At 64.9% G+C, this 23,105-nt stretch carries 22 protein-coding genes; 17 read left to right on the forward strand and 5 right to left on the reverse strand.

The features are described from left to right. The first annotated feature begins 44 nt into the window (after nt 1–44). The 5 genes from uvrB (at nt 45) to ACRWQA_RS10085 (ending at nt 7,354) form a co-directional block, all read left to right on the forward strand. Nucleotides 45–2,066: an excinuclease ABC subunit UvrB gene (uvrB, locus tag ACRWQA_RS10065; RefSeq protein WP_434227476.1), complete on the forward strand. Its 2,022-nt coding sequence runs from the start codon at nt 45–47 to the stop codon at nt 2,064–2,066. Nucleotides 2,067–2,262: 196 nt separating this feature from the next. Beyond that, complete coding sequence (gene nei, locus ACRWQA_RS10070; protein WP_434227478.1) at nt 2,263–3,084, forward strand: endonuclease VIII; 822 nt, start codon at nt 2,263–2,265, stop codon at nt 3,082–3,084. 172 nt (nt 3,085–3,256) lie between these two features. After that, nucleotides 3,257–4,762 carry a fumarate hydratase gene (locus tag ACRWQA_RS10075; protein ID WP_434227479.1) on the forward strand — a complete coding sequence of 502 codons (1,506 nt, stop codon included), beginning with the start codon at nt 3,257–3,259 and terminating at the stop codon, nt 4,760–4,762. Nucleotides 4,763–4,902: 140 nt separating this feature from the next. Continuing rightward, nucleotides 4,903–6,321: a cardiolipin synthase gene (gene cls, locus ACRWQA_RS10080; protein ID WP_263580005.1), complete on the forward strand. Its 1,419-nt coding sequence runs from the start codon at nt 4,903–4,905 to the stop codon at nt 6,319–6,321. Between the two features lie 115 nt (nt 6,322–6,436). Further along, nucleotides 6,437–7,354, forward strand: coding sequence for a LysR substrate-binding domain-containing protein (locus tag ACRWQA_RS10085; protein WP_263580004.1), 918 nt, complete (start codon nt 6,437–6,439; stop codon nt 7,352–7,354). A gap of 212 nt (nt 7,355–7,566) precedes the next feature. On the opposite strand, the gene ACRWQA_RS10090 is transcribed toward ACRWQA_RS10085, so the two are convergent. Continuing rightward, complete coding sequence (locus ACRWQA_RS10090) at nt 7,567–8,643, reverse strand: bifunctional nicotinamide-nucleotide adenylyltransferase/Nudix hydroxylase (RefSeq protein WP_263580003.1); 1,077 nt, start codon at nt 8,641–8,643, stop codon at nt 7,567–7,569. Nucleotides 8,644–8,781: 138 nt separating this feature from the next. Here ACRWQA_RS10090 and ACRWQA_RS10095 point away from each other — a divergent pair, with 138 nt between their 5' ends. Then, nucleotides 8,782–9,684: a YihY/virulence factor BrkB family protein gene (locus ACRWQA_RS10095; protein WP_434227481.1), complete on the forward strand. Its 903-nt coding sequence runs from the start codon at nt 8,782–8,784 to the stop codon at nt 9,682–9,684. A gap of 60 nt (nt 9,685–9,744) precedes the next feature. Here the strand turns inward: ACRWQA_RS10095 and ACRWQA_RS10100 are convergent, their stop codons facing one another. Further along, nucleotides 9,745–10,782 carry a Glu/Leu/Phe/Val family dehydrogenase gene (locus ACRWQA_RS10100; protein WP_434227483.1) on the reverse strand — a complete coding sequence of 346 codons (1,038 nt, stop codon included), beginning with the start codon at nt 10,780–10,782 and terminating at the stop codon, nt 9,745–9,747. A gap of 243 nt (nt 10,783–11,025) precedes the next feature. Between ACRWQA_RS10100 and yccX the strand changes: the two genes are divergently transcribed. Then, nucleotides 11,026–11,298 (forward strand): acylphosphatase, encoded by a 273-nt coding sequence (gene yccX / locus ACRWQA_RS10105; protein WP_263580000.1) that lies wholly within the window; start codon nt 11,026–11,028, stop codon nt 11,296–11,298. A 7-nt stretch (nt 11,299–11,305) separates the two neighbouring features. On the opposite strand, the gene ACRWQA_RS10110 is transcribed toward yccX, so the two are convergent. From ACRWQA_RS10110 to ACRWQA_RS10120, 3 genes are read right to left on the reverse strand one after another with little or no spacing between them, the layout of a single operon-like run. Beyond that, nucleotides 11,306–12,247 carry a nucleoside hydrolase gene (locus ACRWQA_RS10110; RefSeq protein WP_434227485.1) on the reverse strand — a complete coding sequence of 314 codons (942 nt, stop codon included), beginning with the start codon at nt 12,245–12,247 and terminating at the stop codon, nt 11,306–11,308. 18 nt (nt 12,248–12,265) lie between these two features. Beyond that, nucleotides 12,266–13,171 carry a ribokinase gene (locus tag ACRWQA_RS10115; RefSeq protein ID WP_434227486.1) on the reverse strand — a complete coding sequence of 302 codons (906 nt, stop codon included), beginning with the start codon at nt 13,169–13,171 and terminating at the stop codon, nt 12,266–12,268. Between the two features lie 2 nt (nt 13,172–13,173). Further along, nucleotides 13,174–14,121: a D-2-hydroxyacid dehydrogenase gene (locus tag ACRWQA_RS10120; protein WP_434227488.1), complete on the reverse strand. Its 948-nt coding sequence runs from the start codon at nt 14,119–14,121 to the stop codon at nt 13,174–13,176. 155 nt (nt 14,122–14,276) lie between these two features. On the opposite strand from ACRWQA_RS10120, the gene ACRWQA_RS10125 reads away from it, so the two are divergent. The 10 genes from ACRWQA_RS10125 (at nt 14,277) to tolB (ending at nt 23,099) form a co-directional block, all read left to right on the forward strand. Further along, the gene (locus ACRWQA_RS10125; protein WP_263579996.1) at nt 14,277–14,549 is read left to right on the forward strand and encodes an FmdB family zinc ribbon protein; all 273 of its coding nucleotides are present in this window, start codon (nt 14,277–14,279) and stop codon (nt 14,547–14,549) included. Between the two features lie 54 nt (nt 14,550–14,603). Continuing rightward, on the forward strand, nt 14,604–16,382 hold the full coding sequence (aspS, locus tag ACRWQA_RS10130) for an aspartate--tRNA ligase (protein ID WP_434227490.1): 1,779 nt from the start codon (nt 14,604–14,606) through the stop codon (nt 16,380–16,382). A gap of 123 nt (nt 16,383–16,505) precedes the next feature. Continuing rightward, nucleotides 16,506–17,045 carry a crossover junction endodeoxyribonuclease RuvC gene (ruvC, locus tag ACRWQA_RS10135; protein WP_434227491.1) on the forward strand — a complete coding sequence of 180 codons (540 nt, stop codon included), beginning with the start codon at nt 16,506–16,508 and terminating at the stop codon, nt 17,043–17,045. A gap of 135 nt (nt 17,046–17,180) precedes the next feature. Continuing rightward, nucleotides 17,181–17,795 (forward strand): Holliday junction branch migration protein RuvA, encoded by a 615-nt coding sequence (gene ruvA, locus ACRWQA_RS10140; protein WP_434227493.1) that lies wholly within the window; start codon nt 17,181–17,183, stop codon nt 17,793–17,795. Nucleotides 17,796–17,890: 95 nt separating this feature from the next. Then, nucleotides 17,891–18,928 (forward strand): Holliday junction branch migration DNA helicase RuvB, encoded by a 1,038-nt coding sequence (gene ruvB / locus ACRWQA_RS10145; RefSeq protein ID WP_434227494.1) that lies wholly within the window; start codon nt 17,891–17,893, stop codon nt 18,926–18,928. Beyond that, a complete protein-coding gene (gene ybgC, locus ACRWQA_RS10150; protein ID WP_434227495.1) occupies nt 18,925–19,320 on the forward strand; it encodes a tol-pal system-associated acyl-CoA thioesterase in 396 nt (131 codons plus the stop codon). The genes ruvB and ybgC overlap by 4 nt, the downstream gene beginning before the upstream one ends. A 35-nt stretch (nt 19,321–19,355) precedes the next feature. Next, nucleotides 19,356–20,033, forward strand: coding sequence for a protein TolQ (gene tolQ / locus ACRWQA_RS10155; RefSeq protein WP_263579991.1), 678 nt, complete (start codon nt 19,356–19,358; stop codon nt 20,031–20,033). A 12-nt stretch (nt 20,034–20,045) separates the two neighbouring features. Further along, entirely contained in the window at nt 20,046–20,483 is a 438-nt protein-coding gene (gene tolR, locus ACRWQA_RS10160) for a protein TolR (protein ID WP_263579990.1), read from the forward strand. Nucleotides 20,484–20,493: 10 nt separating this feature from the next. Then, on the forward strand, nt 20,494–21,804 hold the full coding sequence (gene tolA / locus ACRWQA_RS10165) for a cell envelope integrity protein TolA (RefSeq protein WP_446326280.1): 1,311 nt from the start codon (nt 20,494–20,496) through the stop codon (nt 21,802–21,804). Continuing rightward, on the forward strand, nt 21,804–23,099 hold the full coding sequence (tolB, locus tag ACRWQA_RS10170) for a Tol-Pal system beta propeller repeat protein TolB (protein WP_263579988.1): 1,296 nt from the start codon (nt 21,804–21,806) through the stop codon (nt 23,097–23,099). The genes tolA and tolB overlap by 1 nt, the downstream gene beginning before the upstream one ends. Nucleotides 23,100–23,105: the final 6 nt, after the last annotated feature.

Here is a 23,105-nt window from a genome sequence, read left to right on the forward strand (position 1 = left end):
CCGCCCAGGCGCCGCATGGCGCCTGTAGTTCGTCTGGAGTCGTCATGAGCAAGCCGTTTCGCCTCAATGCCAATTTCGAGCCCGCCGGCGACCAGCCTGCCGCCATAGAGAGCCTGATCAAGGGACTGGAATCAGGACTGGCCCACCAGACGCTGCTCGGCGTGACCGGGTCGGGAAAGACCTTCACCATGGCCAACGTGGTCGAGCGGTTGCAGCGACCAACCATCGTCATGGCGCCCAACAAGACCCTGGCCGCGCAGCTCTACGGCGAGTTCAAGTCCTTCTTCCCGGACAACGCCATCGAGTACTTCGTCTCCTATTACGACTACTACCAGCCGGAGGCCTACGTACCCTCGTCGGATACGTTCATCGAGAAGGATGCCTCGATCAACGACCACATCGAGCAGATGCGTCTCTCGGCCACCAAGGCGTTGCTCGAGCGGCGTGATGCGCTGATCGTGGTCTCGGTGTCGGCGATCTACGGTCTCGGCGATCCCGACCAGTACCTCAAGATGCGCCTGCACTTCACCCGCGGCGAGCTGATCGACCAGCGCTCCTTCCTGCGCCGCCTGGCGGAGCTGCAGTACACCCGCAACGACATGGACTTCAAGCGCGGTACCTACCGGGTGCGCGGTGACGTGATCGACATCTATCCGGCCGATTCCGACGAGGAGGCGGTACGGGTCGAGCTGTTCGGCGACGAGATCGACTCGATCCGTCTGTTCGATCCGCTGACCGGTGAGGTGCGCGGCCACGTGCCGCGCATGACCATCTATCCCAAGAGTCACTACGTGACGCCGCGGGAGACGATCATCTCGGCTGCCGATCGGATCAAGGCCGAGCTGATCGAGCGGCTGGAGTGGCTGCGCAAGAACGACCGCCTGGTGGAAGCCCAGCGCCTCGAGCAGCGCACGCTCTACGATCTCGAGATGATGAACGAGCTGGGCTACTGCAACGGCATCGAGAACTACTCGCGCTACCTTTCGGGGCGAAACCCTGGCGAGCCGCCGCCCACCTTCTTCGACTACCTGCCCGACGATGCGCTGCTGTTCATCGACGAGTCACACGTCAGCGTTCCCCAGGTGGGCGGGATGTACAAGGGCGACCGCTCGCGCAAGGAAACCCTGGTCGAGTACGGCTTCCGCCTGCCCTCGGCGCTGGACAACCGGCCCATGACCTTCGAGGAGTGGGAACGCATCTGCCCGCAGACGATCTTCGTCTCGGCCACACCCGGCCCCTACGAGGCCGCGCACGCCGGGCAAGTGGTGGAGCAGGTGGTGCGCCCCACCGGCCTGGTCGATCCCGAGATCGAGGTGCGCCCGGCCTCGACCCAGGTCGACGACCTGCTCTCCGAGATCCGCCTGCGTACCGAGGTGGGCGAACGGGTACTCGTCACCACCCTGACCAAGCGCATGGCGGAAGACCTTACCGAGTATTTCGACGAGCACGACGTACGGGTGCGCTACCTGCACTCCGATATCGACACAGTGGAGCGGGTGGAGATCATTCGTGACCTGCGCTTGGGCAAGTTCGACGTACTGGTGGGCATCAACTTGCTGCGCGAGGGTCTCGATATTCCCGAGGTTTCTCTGGTGGCGATCCTCGATGCCGACAAGGAAGGCTTCCTGCGCAACGAGCGCTCGCTGATCCAGACCATCGGCCGGGCGGCGCGCAACGCCCACGGCAAGGCGATTCTCTACGCCGACCGCGTGACCGACTCCATGCGCCGCGCCATCGACGAGACCGAGCGGCGCCGCGCCAAGCAGGTCGCCCACAACGAGCAGCACGGCATCACGCCCACCACCGTGACCCGCTCGGTGGCCGACATCATGGAGGCGGCCCAGGCGCCGGGGCGCAAGGGTAAGGGCCGGCGCGGCGAGCGCAAGGTGGCCGAAGGCGCGGCGATCTACGATCTCTCCGAGCTATCTCCGAGCGAACTGGTCAAGGAGGTCGCGCGAGTCGAGGACGCCATGTTCGAGGCGGCCCAGAACCTGGAGTTCGAGGAGGCAGCACGGCTTCGCGACCGGCTGCATGAGCTGAAGGAGCGGCAGCTGGCGCTGGGGTAGGCATCGTTGATTGCCTGCTGCGCCCGCCACGGAGCGAGGGGCGCCGGGGGCAGGCCGAAGAGGAGGTCATTCGACATGGATGTCGAATGTAGCGTACAGGGAAGTATTTACAGCGCCTCCTGGCAGGCCTGTCCGCGGATCAGCCCCGAGCGGGCTATGATAGCCGGATTCGTTGCTGAGATCGTAAGGAAAAGGGATGCCCGAAGGCCCTGAGATTCGCCGTGCCGCCGATCGCCTGCACGAGCAACTCGCCGGCAAAAGGCTGGAGTCCGTGTGGTTCGCCTTCCCCGAGCTGGCCGCAGCGGCCGATTCGCTGGTGGGGCGTGAGGTCACGGCGGTGGACAGCTGGGGCAAGGCGCTGTTGACCCGCTTCGACGACGGTCGAGTGCTCTATTCCCACAACCAGCTCTACGGCGTATGGAAGCTGCACGACGCCGAGCGCGAGCCGGACACCCAGCGCTCGCTGCGGGTTCGACTGACCGCGGAAGGGCGTTCGGCCAGTCTCTACAGTGCTTCCGACGTCTCGCTATGGCCGGCCGACAGGCTCGATGAGCATCCATTCCTCTCCCGGCTTGGCCCCGATCTTTTGACCCATGGCATCACTCCGGAGCAGGTCATGGCACGCCTGGCCGAGCCGCGTTTTGCACGGCGCAGGCTAGGCGGGCTGATGCTCGATCAGGCGCTCTTCGCCGGCATTGGCAACTACCTGCGCTCCGAGATCCTGTTCTTCGCCGGCGTCTCCCCCAGAGAGAAGCCCGCGGAGCTGGGGGAGGAGCGTCTGGCGCTGCTGGTGCGCGCCATTCTCGACGTGACGCGGCGAGCCTACGACCAGGCGGGCGTGACCAACCGGGACGAATGGGCCGCTGCCGCACGCCGCCGAGGCGAGAGCCGGCGATTGTGTCGCTTTGCCGTCTACGAGCGCGACGGGCTGCCATGCCACGACTGTGGGAGCTTGGTAATACGGGAGAGCATTGCCTCGCGGCGGCTGTATCGATGCCCGCGCTGCCAGCCAGGCTGAGGCTCTGGATTTATACCGTTATCTTCCGTCATGTTGCCATCCATTCGACCTTGGCGGTACAACCCTGTCGAACAGGACCCGATACGGTATAATTCGCCACCGTTCGAGCCCGCCGCTTCGCTCTGCGAATCCAGAAGCGGGCATGCCGACACTGCCGAGGAGTTCCTTTCACATGACCGTGATCCGCCAGGACGATCTGATCCAGAGCGTCGCCGATGCCCTGCAGTACATCTCTTATTACCACCCCAAGGATTTCATCGACGCCATGGCGGCGGCGTACGAGCGGGAGGAGAACCCGGCGGCGAAGGATGCCATCGCCCAGATCCTGATCAACTCGCGCATGTGTGCCATGGGGCACCGGCCGATCTGCCAGGATACCGGCATCGTTACCGTTTTCGTGCATGTGGGCATGAACGTGCGCTTCGAGGCTGACATGAGCCTCGACGACATGATCAACGAGGGCGTACGCCGTGCCTACCAGTTGCCTGACAACGTGTTGCGGGCCTCGGTACTGGCCGACCCGGACGGCAAGCGCAAGAACACCGGCGACAACACGCCGGCAGTGATCCACCACAAGCTGGTACCTGGCGACACCGTCGAAGTGCACGTGGCGGCCAAGGGCGGTGGCAGCGAGGCGAAGTCGAAGTTCGCCATGCTCAATCCCTCCGACAACGTGGTCGACTGGGTGATGGAGCAGTTGCCCAAGATGGGGGCCGGCTGGTGCCCGCCCGGCATGCTCGGCATCGGTATCGGCGGTACCGCCGAAAAGGCCATGGAGATCGCCAAGGAGGCGCTGCTCGATCCCATCGACATCCAGGAACTGCAAGCGCGTGGCCCGTCCAATCGCGCCGAGGAACTGCGTCTGGAGCTGTTCGACAAGGTCAACAAGAGCGGTATCGGCGCCCAGGGCCTGGGTGGCCTGACCACGGTGCTCGACATCAAGGTCAAGGATTACCCGACCCACGCCGCCAACAAGCCGGTGGCGATCATCCCCAACTGCGCCGCCACGCGACATGCCCATTTCACCCTGGACGGAACTGGCCCCGCGGCGCTGCCTGCTCCCAAGCTCGAGGACTGGCCGGAGATCACCCGCGAGGCGGGCGACAACGTCAAGCGCGTCAATCTCGATACGGTTACCCCGGAGGATGTCCAGAACTGGCAGCCGGGCGACACCCTGCTGCTAAACGGCAAGCTGCTCACCGGCCGCGACGCTGCCCACAAGCGCATGGTCGACATGATCGCCAAGGGTGAGGAATTGCCGGTCGATCTGAAGGGGCGCTTCATCTACTACGTGGGCCCCGTCGATCCGGTACGTGACGAGGTGGTCGGCCCGGCGGGTCCCACCACGGCCACGCGGATGGACAAGTTCACCCGCACCATGCTGGAGGAGACCGGCCTGCTGGGGATGGTCGGCAAGGCCGAACGCGGGCCGGCCGCCATCGAGGCGATCCGCGACAACAAGGCGGTCTACCTGATGGCGGTGGGTGGTTCGGCCTATCTGGTGGCACAGGCGATCAAGAAGTCGCGCGTGGTGGGTTTTGCCGACCTGGGCATGGAGGCGATCTACGAGTTCGAGGTCGAGGACATGCCGGTCACCGTGGCGGTCGACAGCCAGGGCACCTCGGTGCACCAGACAGGCCCCGCCAAGTGGAAGGCGATCATCGCCGAGCGTGCGTAGAGGAGCTCGGGCTTGGCCGGGGCTGGCTTGATCCCGGCACGCCTCGCTTCAACTGTTGGCTTTCCCGACGGCCCCGCCAACTGGCGGGGCCGTCGTCGCTTAGGGTATGCTGCAGACCGCTGTTTTTTCAGGGAGAGATCATGGCATCCTGGCTAATGGGCCTGGCAATCTTCATGGTACACCTGCTGGGTTTCCTCTCGGCGATACTGGCGCTGCTCTCCAGTCGCACCTCGCAGGGGGCCGTGGCCTGGATCATCTCCCTGGTGACGTTTCCCTATGTCGCCGTACCCGCCTACTGGATCTTCGGCCGACCGCGCTTCTACGGTTACATTTCCGCCCGTGGCGAGCGCGATACCGTGCTGAGGCGTATTCTTGCCGACCAGCGCTGGCGCCTCGATCCTTTTCTTGCCGACGTGCATAGCCCTGACGTGAGGGCCGTGGAGCGCCTTGCCATGATGCCCCTGACCAGCGGTAACCAGGCTGAGCTTCTCGTCGACGGCAAGAGCACCTTCGACAGTATCTTCGCCGGTATCGATTCGGCCCAGCGCTACGTGCTGGTGCAGTTCTTCATCGTTCGCCACGATGCGCTGGGGCAGCGGCTCAAAGAACATCTGCTGCGCGCCGTGAGGCGGGGCGTGCGGGTCTATTTCCTCTATGACGAGGTCGGTAGCCGCAAGCTGGCCGAAGGCTACCTGAGCGAGCTCGGAGATGCCGGCGTCGAAGTCAGTCCTTTCCGCTCGTCACGCGGTTTCAAGCATCGCTTCCAGCTCAATTTTCGTAACCATCGCAAGATTCTCGTGGTGGATGGAGGCCAAGGCTGGCTCGGCGGATTCAACGTCGGTGTCGAATACCTCGGGCAGCACCCGCGACACGGGCCCTGGCGCGACACGCATCTGAAACTGACCGGCCCCAGCGTCCTGGGGCTCCAGGAGGCCTTCTGGGAAGATTGGCACTGGGCCACCGGTGAAGTCATCAACCTGAGCTGGGAGCCGCAGGTGGTCTGCGACGAGTGCCAGAACGTCGTCATCGTGCCATCGGGACCGGCCGATCGACAGGAAACCGCCAGCCTGCTGGTACAGCACGCCATCCACAGTGCCCATGAGCGTTTATGGGTTACCAGTCCCTACTTCGTTCCCGATCAAGGTGTGCAGGATGCCCTGCGCCTGGCCGCGATGCGCGGGGTGGACGTCCGGATCATGATGCCCGAGCATCCCGATCACCTGCTGATTTACCTGTCGGCTTTCTCCTTCCTGCCCGACCTGGTGCGCGCGGGGGTCAAGGTCTATCGCTACCAGCCCGGCTTCATGCACCAGAAGGTGATCCTGATCGATGACGTGGCGGCGGCCGTGGGCACGGTGAATCTCGACAACCGATCGTTTCGTCTCAACTTCGAGATCACCGCCTTCATTCCCGATCGGGGCTTTGCCGACGAGGTACATCGCATGCTCGAGCGCGACTTCGCGGTGTGTCGCCGTATCGGTTACGAGGAGCTGCACAACCGGCCGCTGTGGCGCAAGCTGATCTCACGCGCCGCCTACCTCACGGCACCGATCCAGTAAGGCATAGCGACGCTTGGGTTCGGGCAGCGGCTAGGGTACATTAGGCGCTGCCTGCAAAGGCCGCGCACCGCGGTGCGCTTACCTCAAACTGTGATGGCTGTCAGCGGGAGTCGCGGTGAATCTCGAAACCAAGTGGCTGGAAGATTTCGTGGCCCTGGCCAGCACCCGCAGCTTCTCTGCCTCCGCCCGGCAGCGTCATGTCACCCAGCCGGCCTTCAGTCGTCGTATTCGCGCACTGGAACAGGCGGTAGGGGTGATACTCGTCGATCGATCGACCACCCCCATCAATCTGACCCCGGAAGGCCAGCTGTTCCTGATCACGGCACGCAACCTGGTGGAACAGCTCAACGAGTGCCTGGGCCACCTGCGTGGCGTCTCCATGGCGCGCGAGGCACTGGACATCGTCGCTGCCCACTCCCTGGCGCTGAGTTTCTATCCCGAATGGATCTCGCGGTTGCAGGAGGGGCTCGGGGAACTGCCGACACGGCTCGTCGCCATGAACGTGGGCGAGGCCATACACGTGCTGCGCGAAGGCAACTGTGACCTGATGCTGGCCTATCACGACCCCTACGCCACCATGCAGCTGGATGCCGAGGTGTTCCCCTCGTTTTCCATCGGCCAGGTCAAGATGCTGCCGGTCAGTCTTCCCGACGCAAAGGGCAAGCCGCGGTACAGCCTCGAGAGCAAGGACACCATTCCCTACCTGGCCTATACCCAGGGCGCCTTCCTCGGGCGCAGCGTACGCATGCTGCTGAAGAACGATCCATTGCGCCTGCGCCTGCGCACCGTCTATGAGACCGCCATGGCCGAGGGCCTCAAGGGCATGGTACTGCAGGGCGTGGGACTGGCCTGGATTCCCGACTTCTGTGTGCGCGAAGAACTCAAGAGCGGCAAGCTGGTACGCGCCGGCGGCGAGAAATGGGATGTGCCGCTGGAGATTCGCCTCTATCGCTGCTCGCTGGTTCACAAGCCGGGAGTCGAGAAGCTGTGGAGGCAGATGATGAAGCTGCCGCGCGACTTCCTGCAGGCTTAGAAAAGCACTCCACGAATGGCTGCGCCGCGCAATCGCTGCGCTATAGCCGCCGTCCCTGGCGGCTACCCTTCGGGCCAGCCTGAAGGCTGTTCAAATTCGTTCCCGACGAATTTGTACGCGGTGCTCGGAGGCGTCACATATACCCCATATGCTCCGCCTCCTGTGCTCCGGGCGCCTTTCGCTTGGGCCGCTCGCCGATCCGTGAAGCACTTTCATATCCCGCCGAAATCGGCCGGCAGGCCGAGAAAATTCTGGATGATGAAGAAGTGGTCCTCGAACAGGCTATCCGGTTCGAGTTCGGCCAATGGCACCCAGCGCGCGTGGTCGCCGCCCTTGACCGGCTTGAGCCGGGGTAGTTGCTGGTCGGGGCGCAGGGCGAAGTAGAAGGCTTCGGCCAGGGTTCGGCCGCGCCAGCTGCGATGGGGCTCGTCGAACAGGCGCTGGCCACGCAGCGAGCCCTTCAGCACCGGTTCCGGTACCTTGAGCCTTACCCGTTCGCGTAGCTCGCGCAGGCAAGCGTCGAGCAGGCGTTCGTGCGGGTTGACGAAGCCGCCGGGCAACGCCAGCAGTCCCTTGCCGGGTGCCGCGGTGCGGCGCACCAGCAGCACGTGACCCGACTGCACCACCACGGCGTTGACGGTGACGAAGATGGGTGGGTAGGGCGCATTGGCCCAGGCCTGGCGATACTGGTCGAGCAGCTTCTGTTCCTCCATCAGTTGCAGGTGGGCGTCGCTGCCCGCGAAATCGCGAAGTGCCGTGCATACCCCGGGTGGCAGATCGTGGGTCGCCCCGGTGCTGAGGTAGTCTTCGGTGGAAGAGGGCGAGCGGAACAGGCGCTCGCGGATCTGACTGGCCGAGATACCGTCGACCAGCGGTACGCTGACCGACTCCCACTGGGGAAACAGCGTCAGGTAATAGCTCGACTGGCCGCGGCTGGCGCCGATCAGGCCGATGCGTGGCAACCGTGCATGATGATGGCCGGCGATGTCGCGCACCTTTCGCTGTACGTCGCGCACCCAGACATCATTGTTGTAGAGCGCATCCAGCAACGGCACGATCTCCAGACGTGCGTTCTCTTCCTCGTCGAAACAGCTGCGCAGCTGCTCCTGTCGCTCGTCGAAGCGCCACGGATTGCGCAGCGAACGCGCTTGCCAGGCGGAGCCCACCAGAACGATCACCTGACGTGCATGGCGCAGGGCCTCGTTGATCACTGCCAGATGGCCAAGATGAGGGGGCTGGAAACGTCCGATGAATACGAGACAGTCAAATTCATGATGGGTATCGTTCATCGGCGTATCCTTCGCTGGTGGCTCGGGGGCTACATTATGGGCGTGGGCTGAGGAGGGCTGCAATGCAAGTCTTTGGCCGACAGGAGCATTTCGATTGCGTATGCTGAAAAAAAGGAAGCAGTCGGCCAAGGAGGTGTCGTGTCTCGTCTCTCATTCAGATTCTGGTGGAATACGGTCAGTCAGGCATTCAGCCTGTGGTTGGAGCGCAATGCGTTCAGCTATGCCGGTTCGTTGGCTTTCTACACGCTCTTCTCGCTTGCCCCTACGATGATCATTGCCGTTGCCGTGATCGGCGTGGTGTTCGGCGATGAGGCTGCCCAAGGTCAGATCGTCGCGCAGTTGCAGGGAGCGCTGGGCGAAGAGGCGGCAAAAGCGGTCGAGCAGGCGGTGGCGGCGTCGCGTATCGAGGAGTCGGGCATCTTGCCGACACTGCTCGGGTTTGGGGGCCTGATGGTGGGGGCGACCACGGTGTTCGCCCAGATGCAGTACTCGCTCAACATGATCTGGGGCGTGACCGCCAAACCCAGCCGCAACAGTATCCTGGTCTTTCTCAAGCAGCGATTATTGTCCCTCGCGGTGGTGCTCGCCATCGGTTTCATCCTGCTCGTATCGTTGCTGATCGGTGTGATGCTGCGTGGCATGCTACAGGCCGTCGACGATGCTACCCCGCTGATCGGTCCGGTGACGGCGGGGGCAGAGTTCCTGATCTCCCTGGCGGTGATCGCTGCCTTGTTCGCCACGATCTTCAAGGTACTGCCCGATGTGGTGCTGAGCTGGCGAGACGTGCTGCTAGGGGCACTGGTCACGGCGTTGTTGTTCGCCATCGGCCGCAGTGTCATCGCCTCTTATCTGGCTTATACCGCCACGGCGTCGACCTATGGTGCTGCAGGTTCGTTAGTGATGATCCTGCTGTGGGTCTACTACAGTTCGCTGATCTTGCTGTTCGGTGCCGCCTTCACGCGAAGCTATTTGCTGGCCAGGGGACGCGAGGTCGTACCGCGCAACAGCGCAGTTCTCGTCAAGCGCGAGCTGGTGATGTAACGACACAAGGCGCCGAGAGGCGGCAGGCAGACCGGACGGCTGATCCGCCCGGCCTTGGTGTCAGCCTTCGAGACGCTCGCGTGCCAGTTGATCGGCGACCTCCGCCGGGTTTCTGTCTTCCCTTCTGGCGCGGGTGAGGATCTCGTCGACGGTGGCGGTGATCCGCTCCACATGGCGCATCACCGCATCCCGGTCGTAGCGGTCGTGACGTTGGGCTTCCACCTCGATGACACCCCCTGCGTTGGCGACATAGTCGGGGGCATAGAGGATGTCGCGGGCATGCAGGCGTCCCGCCACCTCGGGAGTGGCCAACTGGTTGTTGGCCGCCCCGCAGACCACCTTGGCCTTGAGCCGGTCGGTCACCTCCGGGGTCAGCACCGCACCCATGGCGCAGGGAGCGAAGATGTCGACCTCGGCATCGAAAATTGTCTCGGGCGTCACGCTCTGCGCACCAAGTTCCTCGACCAGTATGCCCAGGCTGTCGCGGTCGACGTCGGTCAACACCAGGTCGGCCCCCGCCGCGTGCAGCTCTCGGGCCAGGTGCGCCCCGACGTGGCCAACGCCCTGAATGGCCACGCGCAGCCCCTCGAGTTCGTCGCGACCGAAACGATGGCGTACGGCGCTCTTCAGCGCACAGAACACGCCATGGGCGGTGAAAGGTGAGGGGTCGCCGGAAGCGCCACCCTGGCCCAGTCCGCTGACGTGAAGGGTCTCCTGGCGAATGAGGCGCATGTCCTCTTCACCGCTGCCGGAGTCTTCGGCGGTGATGTAGCGTCCGCCCAGCGACTCCACCAGCCTGCCCATCGCGCGCAGCATGTCGGGTGTCTTGTCACGCCGGGGATCGGCGATGATGACCGCCTTGCCGCCGCCGAGGGGCAGGTCGGCCAGGGCCGACTTGTAGGTCATGCCGCGCGAAAGACGTAGCACGTCGGTCAGGGCATCGTCTTCGCTGGCATAGGGATAGATGCGCAAGCCGCCCAGGGCGGGGCCGCGGCGGGTGTCGTGGATGGCGATGATGGCGCGCAACCCGCTGGTTTCATCGCAGCCGAAGACGATCTGCTGATGATGGTCGAACTCGGGGTGGTCGAAGACCCGCATGGCGTTATCTCCCTCGTGAGGATCCATTGTTGTGGTCTGGAAGGCGATGGGTGGCACCGCTCCATCGGGGCGGCCATTGCTTGTGGCGAGGCCGCATCCCTATTATCAAGATTAGAGCATTGCGCAGGGGGCTGGAATCCCGCTTGCGGGTCCTGTGCGTTGATTCCGGTGCGCTGTCCAGGCTTGACGCAAGCGACCACACTGGAAAGAACGAGTACGTACTGACGGAGCGAGGAGGGAAGAATGAGCAAGCGCTGCGTAAAGGCACTGGTGGCCGGCAAGGTCCAGGGCGTGTGGTATCGCCGGGCGGTGCAGGAGCAGGCGCTCCAGCACGGCCTGACCGGCTACGCCAAGAACCTGCCCGACGGGCAGGTCGAGGTGTTGTTGTGCGGCAATGGCGAGGCGGTCAACCAGGTGGCCAATTGGCTATGGCAAGGGCCATCGAATGCCCGGGTCACCCACGTCGAGCTGGAAGCACTGGAGTGCCGCGACCCGGATTGTTTCGTTTGCCTTTGACCTCCGCTCAGCTCAGGGTGTCGGCAATCCACTCGACCACTGCCTCGCCGTCCACTTCGAGGCACACTTCTGCCAGGGGTGTCTGCGACCAGCGCTCCTGGATGAAGCCGCGGCCCTCGGGAGCGAACAGGGTCTGACCTTCGGCGATGCCGTCGGTGACGACGGATAGGTGCCCCGGGGCGGTGGTGAACAGCTCCGGGCGCAGCAGCCAGGCCAGCGCGCAGCTGTCGTGCGGGCAGCAGCCGTCGATGCCGAGGAATTCGCGATAGAAGTCACGGTAGAAGGCGTAGCTGCCGGCCAACACCTTGCCGAGTTCGCCCTGGCCCGCCTCGATGCGCTGCATGTGCGCCTGTGTGAGCACGCAACGATGGGTGACGTCGAGCCCTACCAGGGTCAGCGGCCAGCCGGCGGTGAGCACGCGTTGGGCGGCATGCGGATCGTTGAACATATTGGCCTCGGCCACCGGCGTGACGTTGCCGCCCTCGCGGATCGAGCCACCCATGATCACCACATGCTTGACCTTCTCGATGAGCGCGGGGTCGAGCTGCAGGGCGGCGGCCAGGTTACCCACTGGACCGACCGCGACCAGCGTGACCTCGCCGGGGCGGGCATTCACAGTATCGACGATGAACTGCGCGGCACTGCGCGGGTCTTTCTTCCCCTTCACGTCGGGCAGCTCGATATTGCCCAGCCCGTTGGCGCCGTGGATGTGTGCCGGCGCGGGATGACGCGGCTTGACCATGGGGCCGGCGGCACCCTGGGCGACCGGTATTTCACGGCTGGCCAACTCACTCAGCAGCAGGGCGTTGTGGGTGGCAGTTTCGATGTCGACGTTGCCGTAGGTGGTGGTCAACCCCAGCAGTTCGATCTCGGGGTGGCGCAGGGCGATGGCGATGGCCTGGGCGTCGTCGACGCCGGGGTCGGTATCGAAGATGATCGGATGCGACACGTTGCCTCCTTGTGGGTGTCAGGTACTGGATTGTCGGGTGAGATACCGCTCGACCTCGTCGCGCGGCGGGATGCTGTCGGCGGCGCCGGGGTGCTGCACGCCCAGCGCCGCGGCATGGGCGGCAAGCGCCAGGCAGTCGGGCACGTGGCGTCCCTCCTGCAGTGCCGCGAGGAAGTAGCCGATGAAGGTATCGCCGGCCCCGGTGGTGTCCACCGGCTCGACCGGCAGGGCGGGCTGGAAATGCCGCTCGTCGCCCGACTGGTACCAGGCGCCTTCGCTACCCAGGGTGAGTACCGTGGCCGTGCTGGGCAGTCGCTCGCGCAGGCCTTCGAGCAGCACCTGGGCGTCGCTTTCCTCGGGTAGCCCGGTCAGCCAGGCGGCTTCGCCGCGGTTGACGAACAGCAGGCGGCAGGCCTCCAGCGGCAGTGCGAGTACCGTGTCGCTCATGGGCGCGGGGTTGAAGGCGATGGCGAGGCCCTGCCGACGGGCGCAATCGAGCAGCTCAGGCAGCGCGTTGCATTCGTTCTGCACCAGCAGCCAGTCGCCGGGGCGAGCCGCCTGGCACAGGGCGTCGAGATGCTGTCGGGTAAAACCGTGATTGGCGCCCGGATGCAGGATGATGGCGTTCTCGCCAAGGTCGTCGACCTGGATGAGGGCGTGGCCGCTGGCTTCGTCGACCAGCTCGACATGGGTAACGTCGACACCGGCGCGGGCCAGCCGATCGCGGGCCCAGCCGTCCTGTCGGCCCAGGCGCCCCCAGTGACACACCCGGCCTCCCGCCATGGCCATGGCCAGCGACTGATTGGCTCCCTTGCCGCCGAGGCCGACATGGTAGCTGCGGCTGGCCAGCGTCTCGCCGGGGTGCACCAGGTGCGGCACGCGGTAGAAATGGTCGAGGTTAATCGAGCCCAGGTTGTGCAGCATGGTCAGGTTCCGCTCCGTTGAGCTTTCCAGTCGCGCAGGTTGTCGGCCGTGAGCGAGACGATGCGTTGGCGTGCCTCGGGAGTGATCCAGGCACTGTGCGGCGTCACGACCAGATTGAGCGGCTCGGATAGAGCGTCGAGCAGAGCGTGGCCCTCCCGCGGCGGTTCCGCCGGCAGCACGTCGACACCCAGTCCGCCCAGGCGCCCGCCGCGCAGCGCTTGTAGTGCCGCTTCCTCGTCGATGATGCCCCCGCGGGCGCAGTTCACCAGCAGGGCGCCGGGCTTGCAGGTGGCGAGCAGGTCGGCGTCGACCAGGTGGCGGGTGGCCTCGGTGAGCGGGCAGTGCAGGCTGATGACGTCGGCCTCGGGGACGAGCTCGGCGAGGCCGGGGCGGCTGTCATTACCTTCGTTACCCGGCCGAGCGGCAAAGCTCACGTGCATGCCGAAGGCCTCGGCCAGGGCCGCCACGCGGCTGCCCAGCTCGCCCTGGCCGACGATGACCAGGTGCTTGCCCTCGAGCTGCAGCGTGCCGTGCTCCATCAGGCAGAAGAAGGGGCTCTCGTTCCAGCGTCCGGCTGCCACGTCACGCTGGTAGAGCGGCAAGCGGTTGGCCAGGGCCAGGATCATCATCAGAGTGTGCTGGGCCACGCTGGCGGTGCCGTAGGCCGTGACGTTGCGTACCCGGATGCCCAGGCGCTCGGCCGTTGCCATGTCGATGTTGTTGGTGCCCGTGGCCAGAACGCAGATCAGCTTGAGCTCGGGCAGGGCCTCGAGGGTGGCGGCATCGAGCACGACCTTGTTGACGATGGCGACCTCGGCGTCCGCCAGGCGCTCGCGGCTCTGGGCGGTGGTGCTGGTCTGGTGAACGTCCAGCGCATCGACCCGGTCGCGAATGGCGGCGAGATCGACGTCGGGGCCCAGGCTGGCGGCATCGAGTATCACGGCTTTCATGCTGGATTCCTTGTGTTGGTTCGCCGCGGCAAGGCTGGGACAGGCCTTGCCAGGCACGTTATACTATCGGGCTTTCACGGCAGGCTTGGAAAGTGCGCCGCTCGACCCTATATCGCCGTTGGTTGCGCGCTGTCGAATCAGGAGTGAATTGAACCATGCCCATCTATGAATATCAGTGCAAGGCCTGCGGCCATCGTCTGGAGAAGCTCCAGAAGCTCAGCGCCGCCCCCCTGACCGACTGTCCCGCCTGCGAAGCACCGGCGCTTGGGCGCCTGGTTTCCGCGGCGGGCTTCCGTCTGGCCGGTGGCGGCTGGTACGAAACCGACTTCAAGTCCGGCAGCAAGAAGAACCTGGCCGGCGACTCGGGAAGCAGCGGCGGAGAAAGCAAGGAGAGCAAGGCGCCGGCGAAGGACGGCGCCGCGGCCTGACCGCGACCCATACCGATCTTTTCACAGACAACGCTTAACGAAACAGGATACGACATGCGCAGCCATTATTGCGGCCAGCTCAACGAGACCCTGGTGGACCAGACGGTCACCCTGTGCGGCTGGGTTCACCGCCGCCGTGACCACGGGGGCGTGATCTTCCTCGACATGCGCGATCGCGATGGCATCGCCCAGGTCGTGGTCGACCCCGATACCGCCGAGGCCTTCGCCACTGCCGACCGCGCTCGCAGCGAGTTCGTGCTGCGCGTCTCCGGCCGTGTGCGGTTGCGCCCCGAGGGCACTCAGAATCCCAAGATGCCCACCGGGTTGGTCGAAGTGCTGGCCAAGGACGTCGAAGTGCTGAACACGGCGGCCACGCCGCCGTTCCAGCTCGACGAGCATGGCAAGGTTGGCGAGGAGGTTCGCCTCAAGCACCGCTACATCGACCTGCGCCGCCCCGAGATGATCGAGAAGCTGCGCCTGCGTTCGCGCATCTCGCACCATGTGCGTGCTTTCCTGGAAGGGCAGGGCTTCCTCGACATCGAGACGCCGATCCTGACCCGCGCCACGCCCGAGGGCGCCCGCGACTATCTGGTGCCGAGCCGCACCCATCCGGGTAGCTTCTTCGCCCTGCCGCAGTCGCCGCAGCTGTTCAAGCAGCTGTTGATGGTGGCGGGCTTCGACCGCTATTACCAGATCGCCAAGTGCTTCCGCGACGAGGACCTGCGCGCCGACCGTCAGCCGGAATTCACCCAGATCGACATCGAGGCCTCCTTCGTCGAAGAGGAGGACATCATGGGCGTTACCGAGACCATGATCCGCGAGCTGTTCCAGGACGTGCTCGACGTCGAACTGCCCGAGTTCCCGCGCATGACCTGGGCCGACGCCATGGATCGCTACGGTTCCGACAAGCCCGACCTGCGCATCCCGCTGATGCTGGTCGACGTCGACGACCTGATGAAGCAGGTCGATTTCCAGGTCTTCTCCGGCCCGGCCAACGCCGCCGATGGCCGCGTGGCGGCGTTGAAGGTGCCGGGCGGGGCCAGCATGTCGCGCAAGGTGATCGATGACTATACAAAGTTCGTCGGCATCTATGGTGCCAAGGGCCTGGCCTGGATCAAGGTCAACGAGCGCGCCAAGGGTCTCGAGGGCCTGCAGTCGCCGATCGTCAAGTTCATGGAGAACGTGATCGAGGAGCTGCTCGACCGCATCGGCGCCGAGGATGGCGATATCGTCTTCTTCGGTGCCGACAAGACCAATGTCGTCAACGAGGCGCTGGGCGCGCTGCGCGTCAAGCTGGGTGAGGACCTCAATCTCTACACCCGCGACTGGGCGCCGCTGTGGGTGGTCGACTTCCCGATGTTCGAGGCCGACGACAACGGTCGCCTGAGCCCGCTGCACCATCCGTTCACCTCGCCCTCGTGCAGCCCCGATGAGCTCAAGGCCAATCCGGCCGCGGCGCTCTCGCGTGCCTACGACATGGTGCTCAACGGCACCGAGCTTGGCGGCGGTTCGATCCGTATCCACGACCAGCAGATGCAGAGCACCGTGTTCGAGATTCTCGGCATCGGCGAGGAGGAGGCCCGCGAGAAGTTCGGCTTCCTGCTCGACGCCCTGCACTATGGTGCGCCGCCCCATGGTGGCCTGGCCTTCGGCCTCGACCGCCTGGTGATGCTGATGGCGGGTGCGCGCACCATCCGCGAGGTGATCGCCTTCCCCAAGACCCAGAGTGCGGCCTGCCTGATGACCGACGCCCCGGGCGAGGTCAGTGGCGATCAGCTGCGCGAGCTCAACATCCGCCTGCGCCAGAAGGCCAAGGTGGAAGGGCAGGAGTGACGCTCCCGCCTTCTCGTTGCAGTATGTACCGGACCGGCGCCCTCAGGGCGCCGGTTTCACGACGATTCCACAAGAGCGGTGTCCGATGACCCTGGCCATGAATCCCTCGATCGAGCATGCGCCGTGTTGATTCTCGGCATCGACCCGGGCTCGCGTACCACCGGCTACGGTGTGCTCGACGTGAGTATGCCTACGCCGCGCTACGTGGCCAGCGGCTGCATCCGCCTGCAGGACGTGGCACTGCCCCAGCGCCTGGCGCGCATCTACGCCGGAATTGCCGAGCTGATTGACCTGCATCGCCCGGGAGAGCTGGCCATCGAGCAGGTGTTCATGTCGAAGAACCCCGACTCGGCGCTCAAGCTGGGCCAGGCGCGCGGCGCGGCGATCGTCTGCGCGGCCAACCATGGCCTGCCGGTGAACGAGTACGGACCGCGCCAGATCAAGCAGGCGGTGACGGGTAGCGGCGGGGCGACCAAGGCCCAGGTGCAGCACATGGTGGTCGCGGTCCTGGGGCTGGACGGTACTCCCCAGGCCGATGCCGCCGATGCGCTGGCCATCGCCCTGACCCATGCCCACGCAAGGCTCGGTTTACTCAATCAAGGCAGTTTCGGTGGGCATCGTTCTCGCCGCCGTGGAGGCTCCTGGCGCGATTTCCAACCTTGAAAGCGCGTTGGCACCTTCGGCAGAATAATTCTCGAACACCGTTTACCATAGACTGGTCAGCCGCTTGAGCGACCAGTATAGTGGCGCCAGGAAGGCCTTGAGCCTGGATGTATTCGGATCGGGATATCGAACTCCATGATCGGACGCCTGCGTGGCACCCTGCTCGATAAACAACCGCCCTGGCTGGTCGTGGACGTGGCCGGGGTCGGCTATGAACTCGAAGCCTCGATGACGACCCTGGTGGCGTTGCCTGGGGTAGGGGAATCCGTTTCACTTTTTACGCACCTCACTGTGCGCGAGGACGCCCACCTGCTGTTCGGCTTTGCCCGCGAACAGGAGCGAGCGCTGTTTCGAGCGCTGATTCGCGTCAACGGCATCGGTCCCAAGCTGGCCCTGGCCATCCTCTCGGGCATGGATGAGACGGCCTTCATCCGCTGCGTGATGGAGGATGACGTCAAGTCACTGACGCGCCTGCCCGGGGTCGGCAAGAAGACCGCCGAGCGTCTGATCATCGAGATGCGCGACCGCTTCCCTCACTGGGAGCATCCGGGCGCGACCGACCTGACCGGTGTCGCGACAGTGCCCAGCGCAGGGCAGGAGCGTCAGGACCCACTGGCAGACGCCGAAGCCGCGTTGGTGAGCCTGGGCTACAAGCCCACCGAGGCAGCCAAGATGCTCTCCGGGGTCGACGAGGGTCTCTCGACCGAGGCCATGATCAAGGCGGCCCTGACCAAGCGCATGGCCGGCTAGGGCGAAGTCCTGCCACCTGCCTCAATTAGTCGTCTGCTGACCGGTGATAGAGGGATCGCTATCCAGAATGTTCATGAGCGCCGCGAGTATCCGACATGATGCACAATGACCGCTTGATCGCCGCCGACGAGCGAGATGGCGAGAGTCGCGTCGATCACGCGATCCGCCCCAAGCGTCTGGCCGAATATATCGGACAGCCGCGCGTGCGCGAGCAGCTGGAGATATTCATCACTGCCGCGCGGGGGCGCGACGAGAGCCTCGACCATACACTCGTATTTGGCCCACCGGGGCTGGGCAAGACCACCCTGGCCAATATCATTGCCGCGGAAATGGGGGTAGGGCTGAAGTCCACCTCCGGCCCCGTGCTCGAGCGTGCCGGCGATCTCGCTGCGATGCTCACCAACCTGCAGCCGGGCGACGTGTTGTTCATCGACGAGATCCATCGCCTCTCGCCGGTGGTGGAGGAGATCCTCTATCCCGCGATGGAGGACTTTCAGCTCGACATCGTCATCGGCGAAGGCCCGGCGGCACGCTCCATCAAGCTCGACCTGCCGCCTTTCACCCTGGTGGGTGCCACCACCCGTGCGGGGCTGCTCACTTCGCCACTGCGCGACCGCTTCGGCATTGTCCAGCGCCTGGAATTCTACGACATCGACGAGCTCACCGAGATCGTGACGCGCTCGGCGAGGCTGCTCGGCGTCGAGGCAGACCGCGAGGGCGCACGTGAGGTGGCGCGGCGTTCGCGCGGCACCCCGCGCATCGCCAACCGCCTGCTGCGGCGGGTGCGTGACTTCGCCCAGGTACGCGCCGATGGCAGGGTGGATGCCGCCATTGCCGATCAGGCGTTGAACATGCTGCACGTCGATCACCACGGGCTCGACCACATGGACCGTCGCCTGCTGCTGGCCATGATCGAGAAGTTCGACGGTGGCCCGGTCGGGATCGATTCGCTGGCGGCGGCGATCGGCGAGGAGCGTGACACCATCGAGGATGTGATCGAACCCTACCTGATCCAGCAGGGGCTGATGATGCGTACCGCTCGTGGCCGGGTTGTCACGCGCCAGGCGTGGTTGCATTTCGACCTGGTTCCGCACGAGCAGTCACTGGATGCGAGCGGCGAGGTGCGACCGTGAGTGAGTTTCGCTTGCCGTTGCGCGTTTACATCGAAGATACCGATGCCGGCGGCATCGTCTATTACGTCAACTACCTCAAGTTCATGGAGCGGGCACGCAGCGAGTGGCTGCGCCACCACGGCTTCACCCAACGCGAATTGCTCGACGCCGGCATTCAACTGGTGGTGCATCGCCTGGACTGCCGTTATGCCAAGCCCGCCCGGCTCGACGACGACCTTTCGGTCACGGCGGCCGTGGAATCGAGCGGTCGCTGCCGGCTGAGTTTCGCTCAGTCGGTGCAGCGTGGCGGGGAACCCTTATGCGAGGCGCGGGTCGACATCGCCTGTGTGGATGCCGCGCGTTTCAAACCCACACCTTGGCCGCCGGCACTGGCCGCGGTTCTCAACGGTTAACTGCAAGATCAGCGAGGAAGCCCGTGAACGACTCCATGTCAATACCGCACCTGATCATGAGCGCCAGCACCGTGGTGCAGCTGGTCATGCTGATCCTGGTGATAGGCTCGATACTCTCCTGGGTGGTGATCTTCCAGCGCACCTTCGTGATGCGCCGGGCACGCCGCGCGCACCAGGCCTTCGAAGAGCGCTTCTGGTCGGGGGTCGATCTCAACGAACTCTACCGTGATACACCGTCGGAGCAGGAGACCCAGGGCGCCGAGCACGTCTTCCGTGCCGGCTTCCGCGAGTTCAACCGCCTGATGGCCAAGACCAAGAGCGCCGAGGCCATTCTCGACGGCGTTCAGCGCAGCATGCGCGTGGCCTGGTCTCGGGAAGAGGAGCGCTTGACCCTGCACCTGGTGTTCCTGGCCACGGTGGCCTCGGCGAGCCCCTATATTGGCCTGTTCGGTACCGTATGGGGCATCATGGGTTCGTTCCAGTCCCTCTCCATGGCCCAGCAGGCCACGTTGGCAACCGTGGCGCCATGGATCGCCGAGGCGCTCATCGCTACCGCCATGGGCCTGTTTGCCGCCATCCCCGCGGTCATCTTCTACAACCGCCTGTCATCCGAGTCCGATCGCATGCTGGGCAAGTACGAGGACTTCGCCGAGGAGTTCCACTCCATCCTGCATCGCAATCTGCAGGGTCGCAGTGAAGCCGGCGCCGCCTGAGGGAGTCGCGACATGCATGGACCGTTCAACCGCAGTGGGCGCCGCAAGCCGATGGGGGAGATCAACGTCGTTCCCTTCATCGACGTCATGCTCGTGCTGCTGGTCATCTTCATGATTACCGCTCCGATGCTGACTCAGGGAGTGCAGGTCGAGCTGCCCCAGGTCACGTCCGAGCCGATCGAGGCCCAGGAGGACCGTGATCCGATCATCGTATCGGTAGACCGCGAAGGAGGTTACTTCCTGTCGATCGGTGGTGAGGAGATGAACGTCGATCTCGACGAACTGGCCGATCGTGTGATCATTCTGCTTGAGCGTCAACCGAATACGCCGGTCATGGTGCGTGGCGACCGCTACGTGCCCTATGGCGAGATCGTGACCCTGATGAGCACCCTGCAGGTGGCCGGTGTGGCCAACGTTGGGTTGATTTCCGAGCCGCCGCCGCGTGATTAGGGGCCTCTAGATGAGGAAATTGAAAGACGTGATGGCCCAACGCCGGCAAGGCCCTGCCCACGTAAACGACCGTCCGGTCGGCTATGGCGTGCCTGCACTGCTGGCCATTGGCCTGCACGTGTTGGTCGTGGTGCTCAGCGTGGTCAGCTTGCCCCAGCGGCAGCCGGAGTCCGAGACGAGTTCGATCGTCCAGGCCACGCTGGTCAGCACCGAGACCACCACCGACCAGGCCCAGCGTGCCGAGGAGGCTCGTGCGCGTGCTGCGGCTCGCCAGGCGGAGGAAGAGGCGCAACAGGCCGAAGCTGAGGAACAGGCGCGCGAGGAGGCCGAACGTCAAGCGGCCGAAGAGCAGGCGCGTCAGGCCGAGCAGGAGCAGGCGGCGCGAGAGGAAGAGGCTCGCCGCCTGCAGGAAGAGAGACAGGAAGCCGAGGCGGAAGCGCAGCGGCGCGCCGAGGAGGCGGAACGCCAGGCCCGCCTGCGCGAGGAACAGGAAGCCGAGCGCCAGCGTCAGCAAGAGGCCGAAGCGGAAGCTCAACGCCAGCGCGAGGCCGAAGCGGAAGCTCAACGCCAGCGTGAGGCCGAAGCGGAGGCTCAACGCCAGCGCGAGGCCGAAGCGGAAGCCCAGCGCCAGCGCCAGCGCGAGGCCGAGGCGGAAGCCCAGCGCCAGCGCGAGGCCGAGGCGGAGGCTCAACGGCAGCGCGAGGCCGAGGCGGAAGCTCAACGGCAGCGCGAGGCCGAGGCGGAGGCTCAACGGCAGCGTGAGGCCGAGGCGGAGGCCCAACGGCAACGTGAGGCCGAGGCGGAGGCTCAACGGCAACGTGAGGCCGAGGCGGAGGCTCAACGGCAACGTGAGGCCGAAGCGGAGGCCCAGCGCCAGCGCGAGGCCGAGGAGCAACGTCGCCGTGAGGAGGAGGCTCGTCGTCAGCGCGAAGAAGAAGCGCGGCGCGCGGCCGAGGCCGCGTCCCAGGGGCTCGACCGGGCCATCGAGGGCGAGTCGGATGCCGTGGCCGATGCCCGGCAGGGCCAGGAAGCGGCCAACAGTTTCATCAACCTGGTCCGCCGCGCGGTGGAACAGGCTTGGGTAATCCCGCCTGGGGCCAGCAATGCACTGAGTGCTACGGTTCAGGTGCGGTTGGGCCCCTCGGGTGAGTTGTTTGGCGCTAACATTACCCAGAGCAGCGGAGACAGCAGCTTCGATCGCTCCGCGGTTCAGGCGGTGGAGGCTGCTGCACCGTTCAACGAATTGCGCCAATTGCCGCCAGCGGCGCAACGTGACTTCCGCCAGTTCAATCTGCGATTCACACCGGGAGATGTACGCTGATGAAAGCCCTGATGACTACCTGGCTGAGTGCCGTGCTGTTGATGTTCGGTGCGCTCGCACATGCCCAGGATAACCTGACCATCGAAATCACCCGCGGCAGCGATCGGGCAACCCCCATCGCCATCGTGCCGTTCGCGGCCGACGGCGAGGAATTGCCCGAGGACGTGGCCCAGATCATCAGTGACGATCTGCAGCGCAGCGGATACTTCGAGCCACTGCCACGCGATGCCATGTACGATCGGCCCAGCTCCGGCGACGAGGTACGCTACGGTCAGTGGAGTGCACTCGACGTGCGTTACCTGGTCGTGGGCCAAGTCAGCCGTGGGGCCGACGGCTATCGCATACGCTATGAGCTGATGGACGTCAGCGGTCAGCGTCGCATGATCGGTGAGAACGTCAGCGCAGGTGGCAACGAGCTTCGCGCCGGCGCCCACTACATCAGCGACCAGATCTTCGAGGCCGTTACCGGCATTCGCGGGGCGTTTTCGACCCGGATTGCCTACGTCACCGCCCAAGGTACCGGGGACGACATCCAGTTCGCCCTCTACGTTGCCGATGCCGATGGCCACAACAGTCAGCAAGTGCTGAGTTCGCGCGAGCCGATCCTGTCTCCGGCGTGGTCGCCTGATGGCCGCCGGCTGGCCTATGTCTCCTTCGAGACCGAGCGGCCGGCGATCTACGTGCAGGATGTGAATACCGGGCAGCGGACCAGTATCGCTTCGTTCGAGGGGATAAACGGCGCGCCCGCCTGGTCACCGGATGGGCGTCGCCTGGCCATGACCCTGTCGAAGGATGGGCAGCCGGATATCTATGTCATGGACGTGGGGTCACGCAATCTCGAACGTATCACCAACAGTTCGAGCATCGATACCGAACCCTCCTGGGCACCTGACGGGCGCAGTCTGGTCTTCACCTCGGATCGCAGCGGTGGGCCTCAGATCTATCGCTACAGCTTCGGTGGCGGCGAGGCCGAGCGATTGACGTTCACAGGCAATTACAATGCCCGGGGACGTATTTCCCCGGACGGTGAAACGCTGTTTCTGGTCCATCGCAGCAACAACGGCTATCAGGTGGCGCGACAGGATCTGGGGTCCGGTCGCCTGGTCGTCCTCAGCGACACTCGTGGAGATGAATCCCCTAGTGTTGCGCCCAACGGGACCATGGTAATCTTCGCCACCCAGCAAGGTAACAGCGGGGTGTTGGGGGCCGTGTCGGCCGATGGACGAGCGTCCTATCGGCTGCCTTCGGCGCGGGGTGACGTGCGCGAACCTGCATGGTCACCATTCCTGAACTAACGGTAC

Source organism: Billgrantia sp. C5P2 (assembly GCF_051062895.2).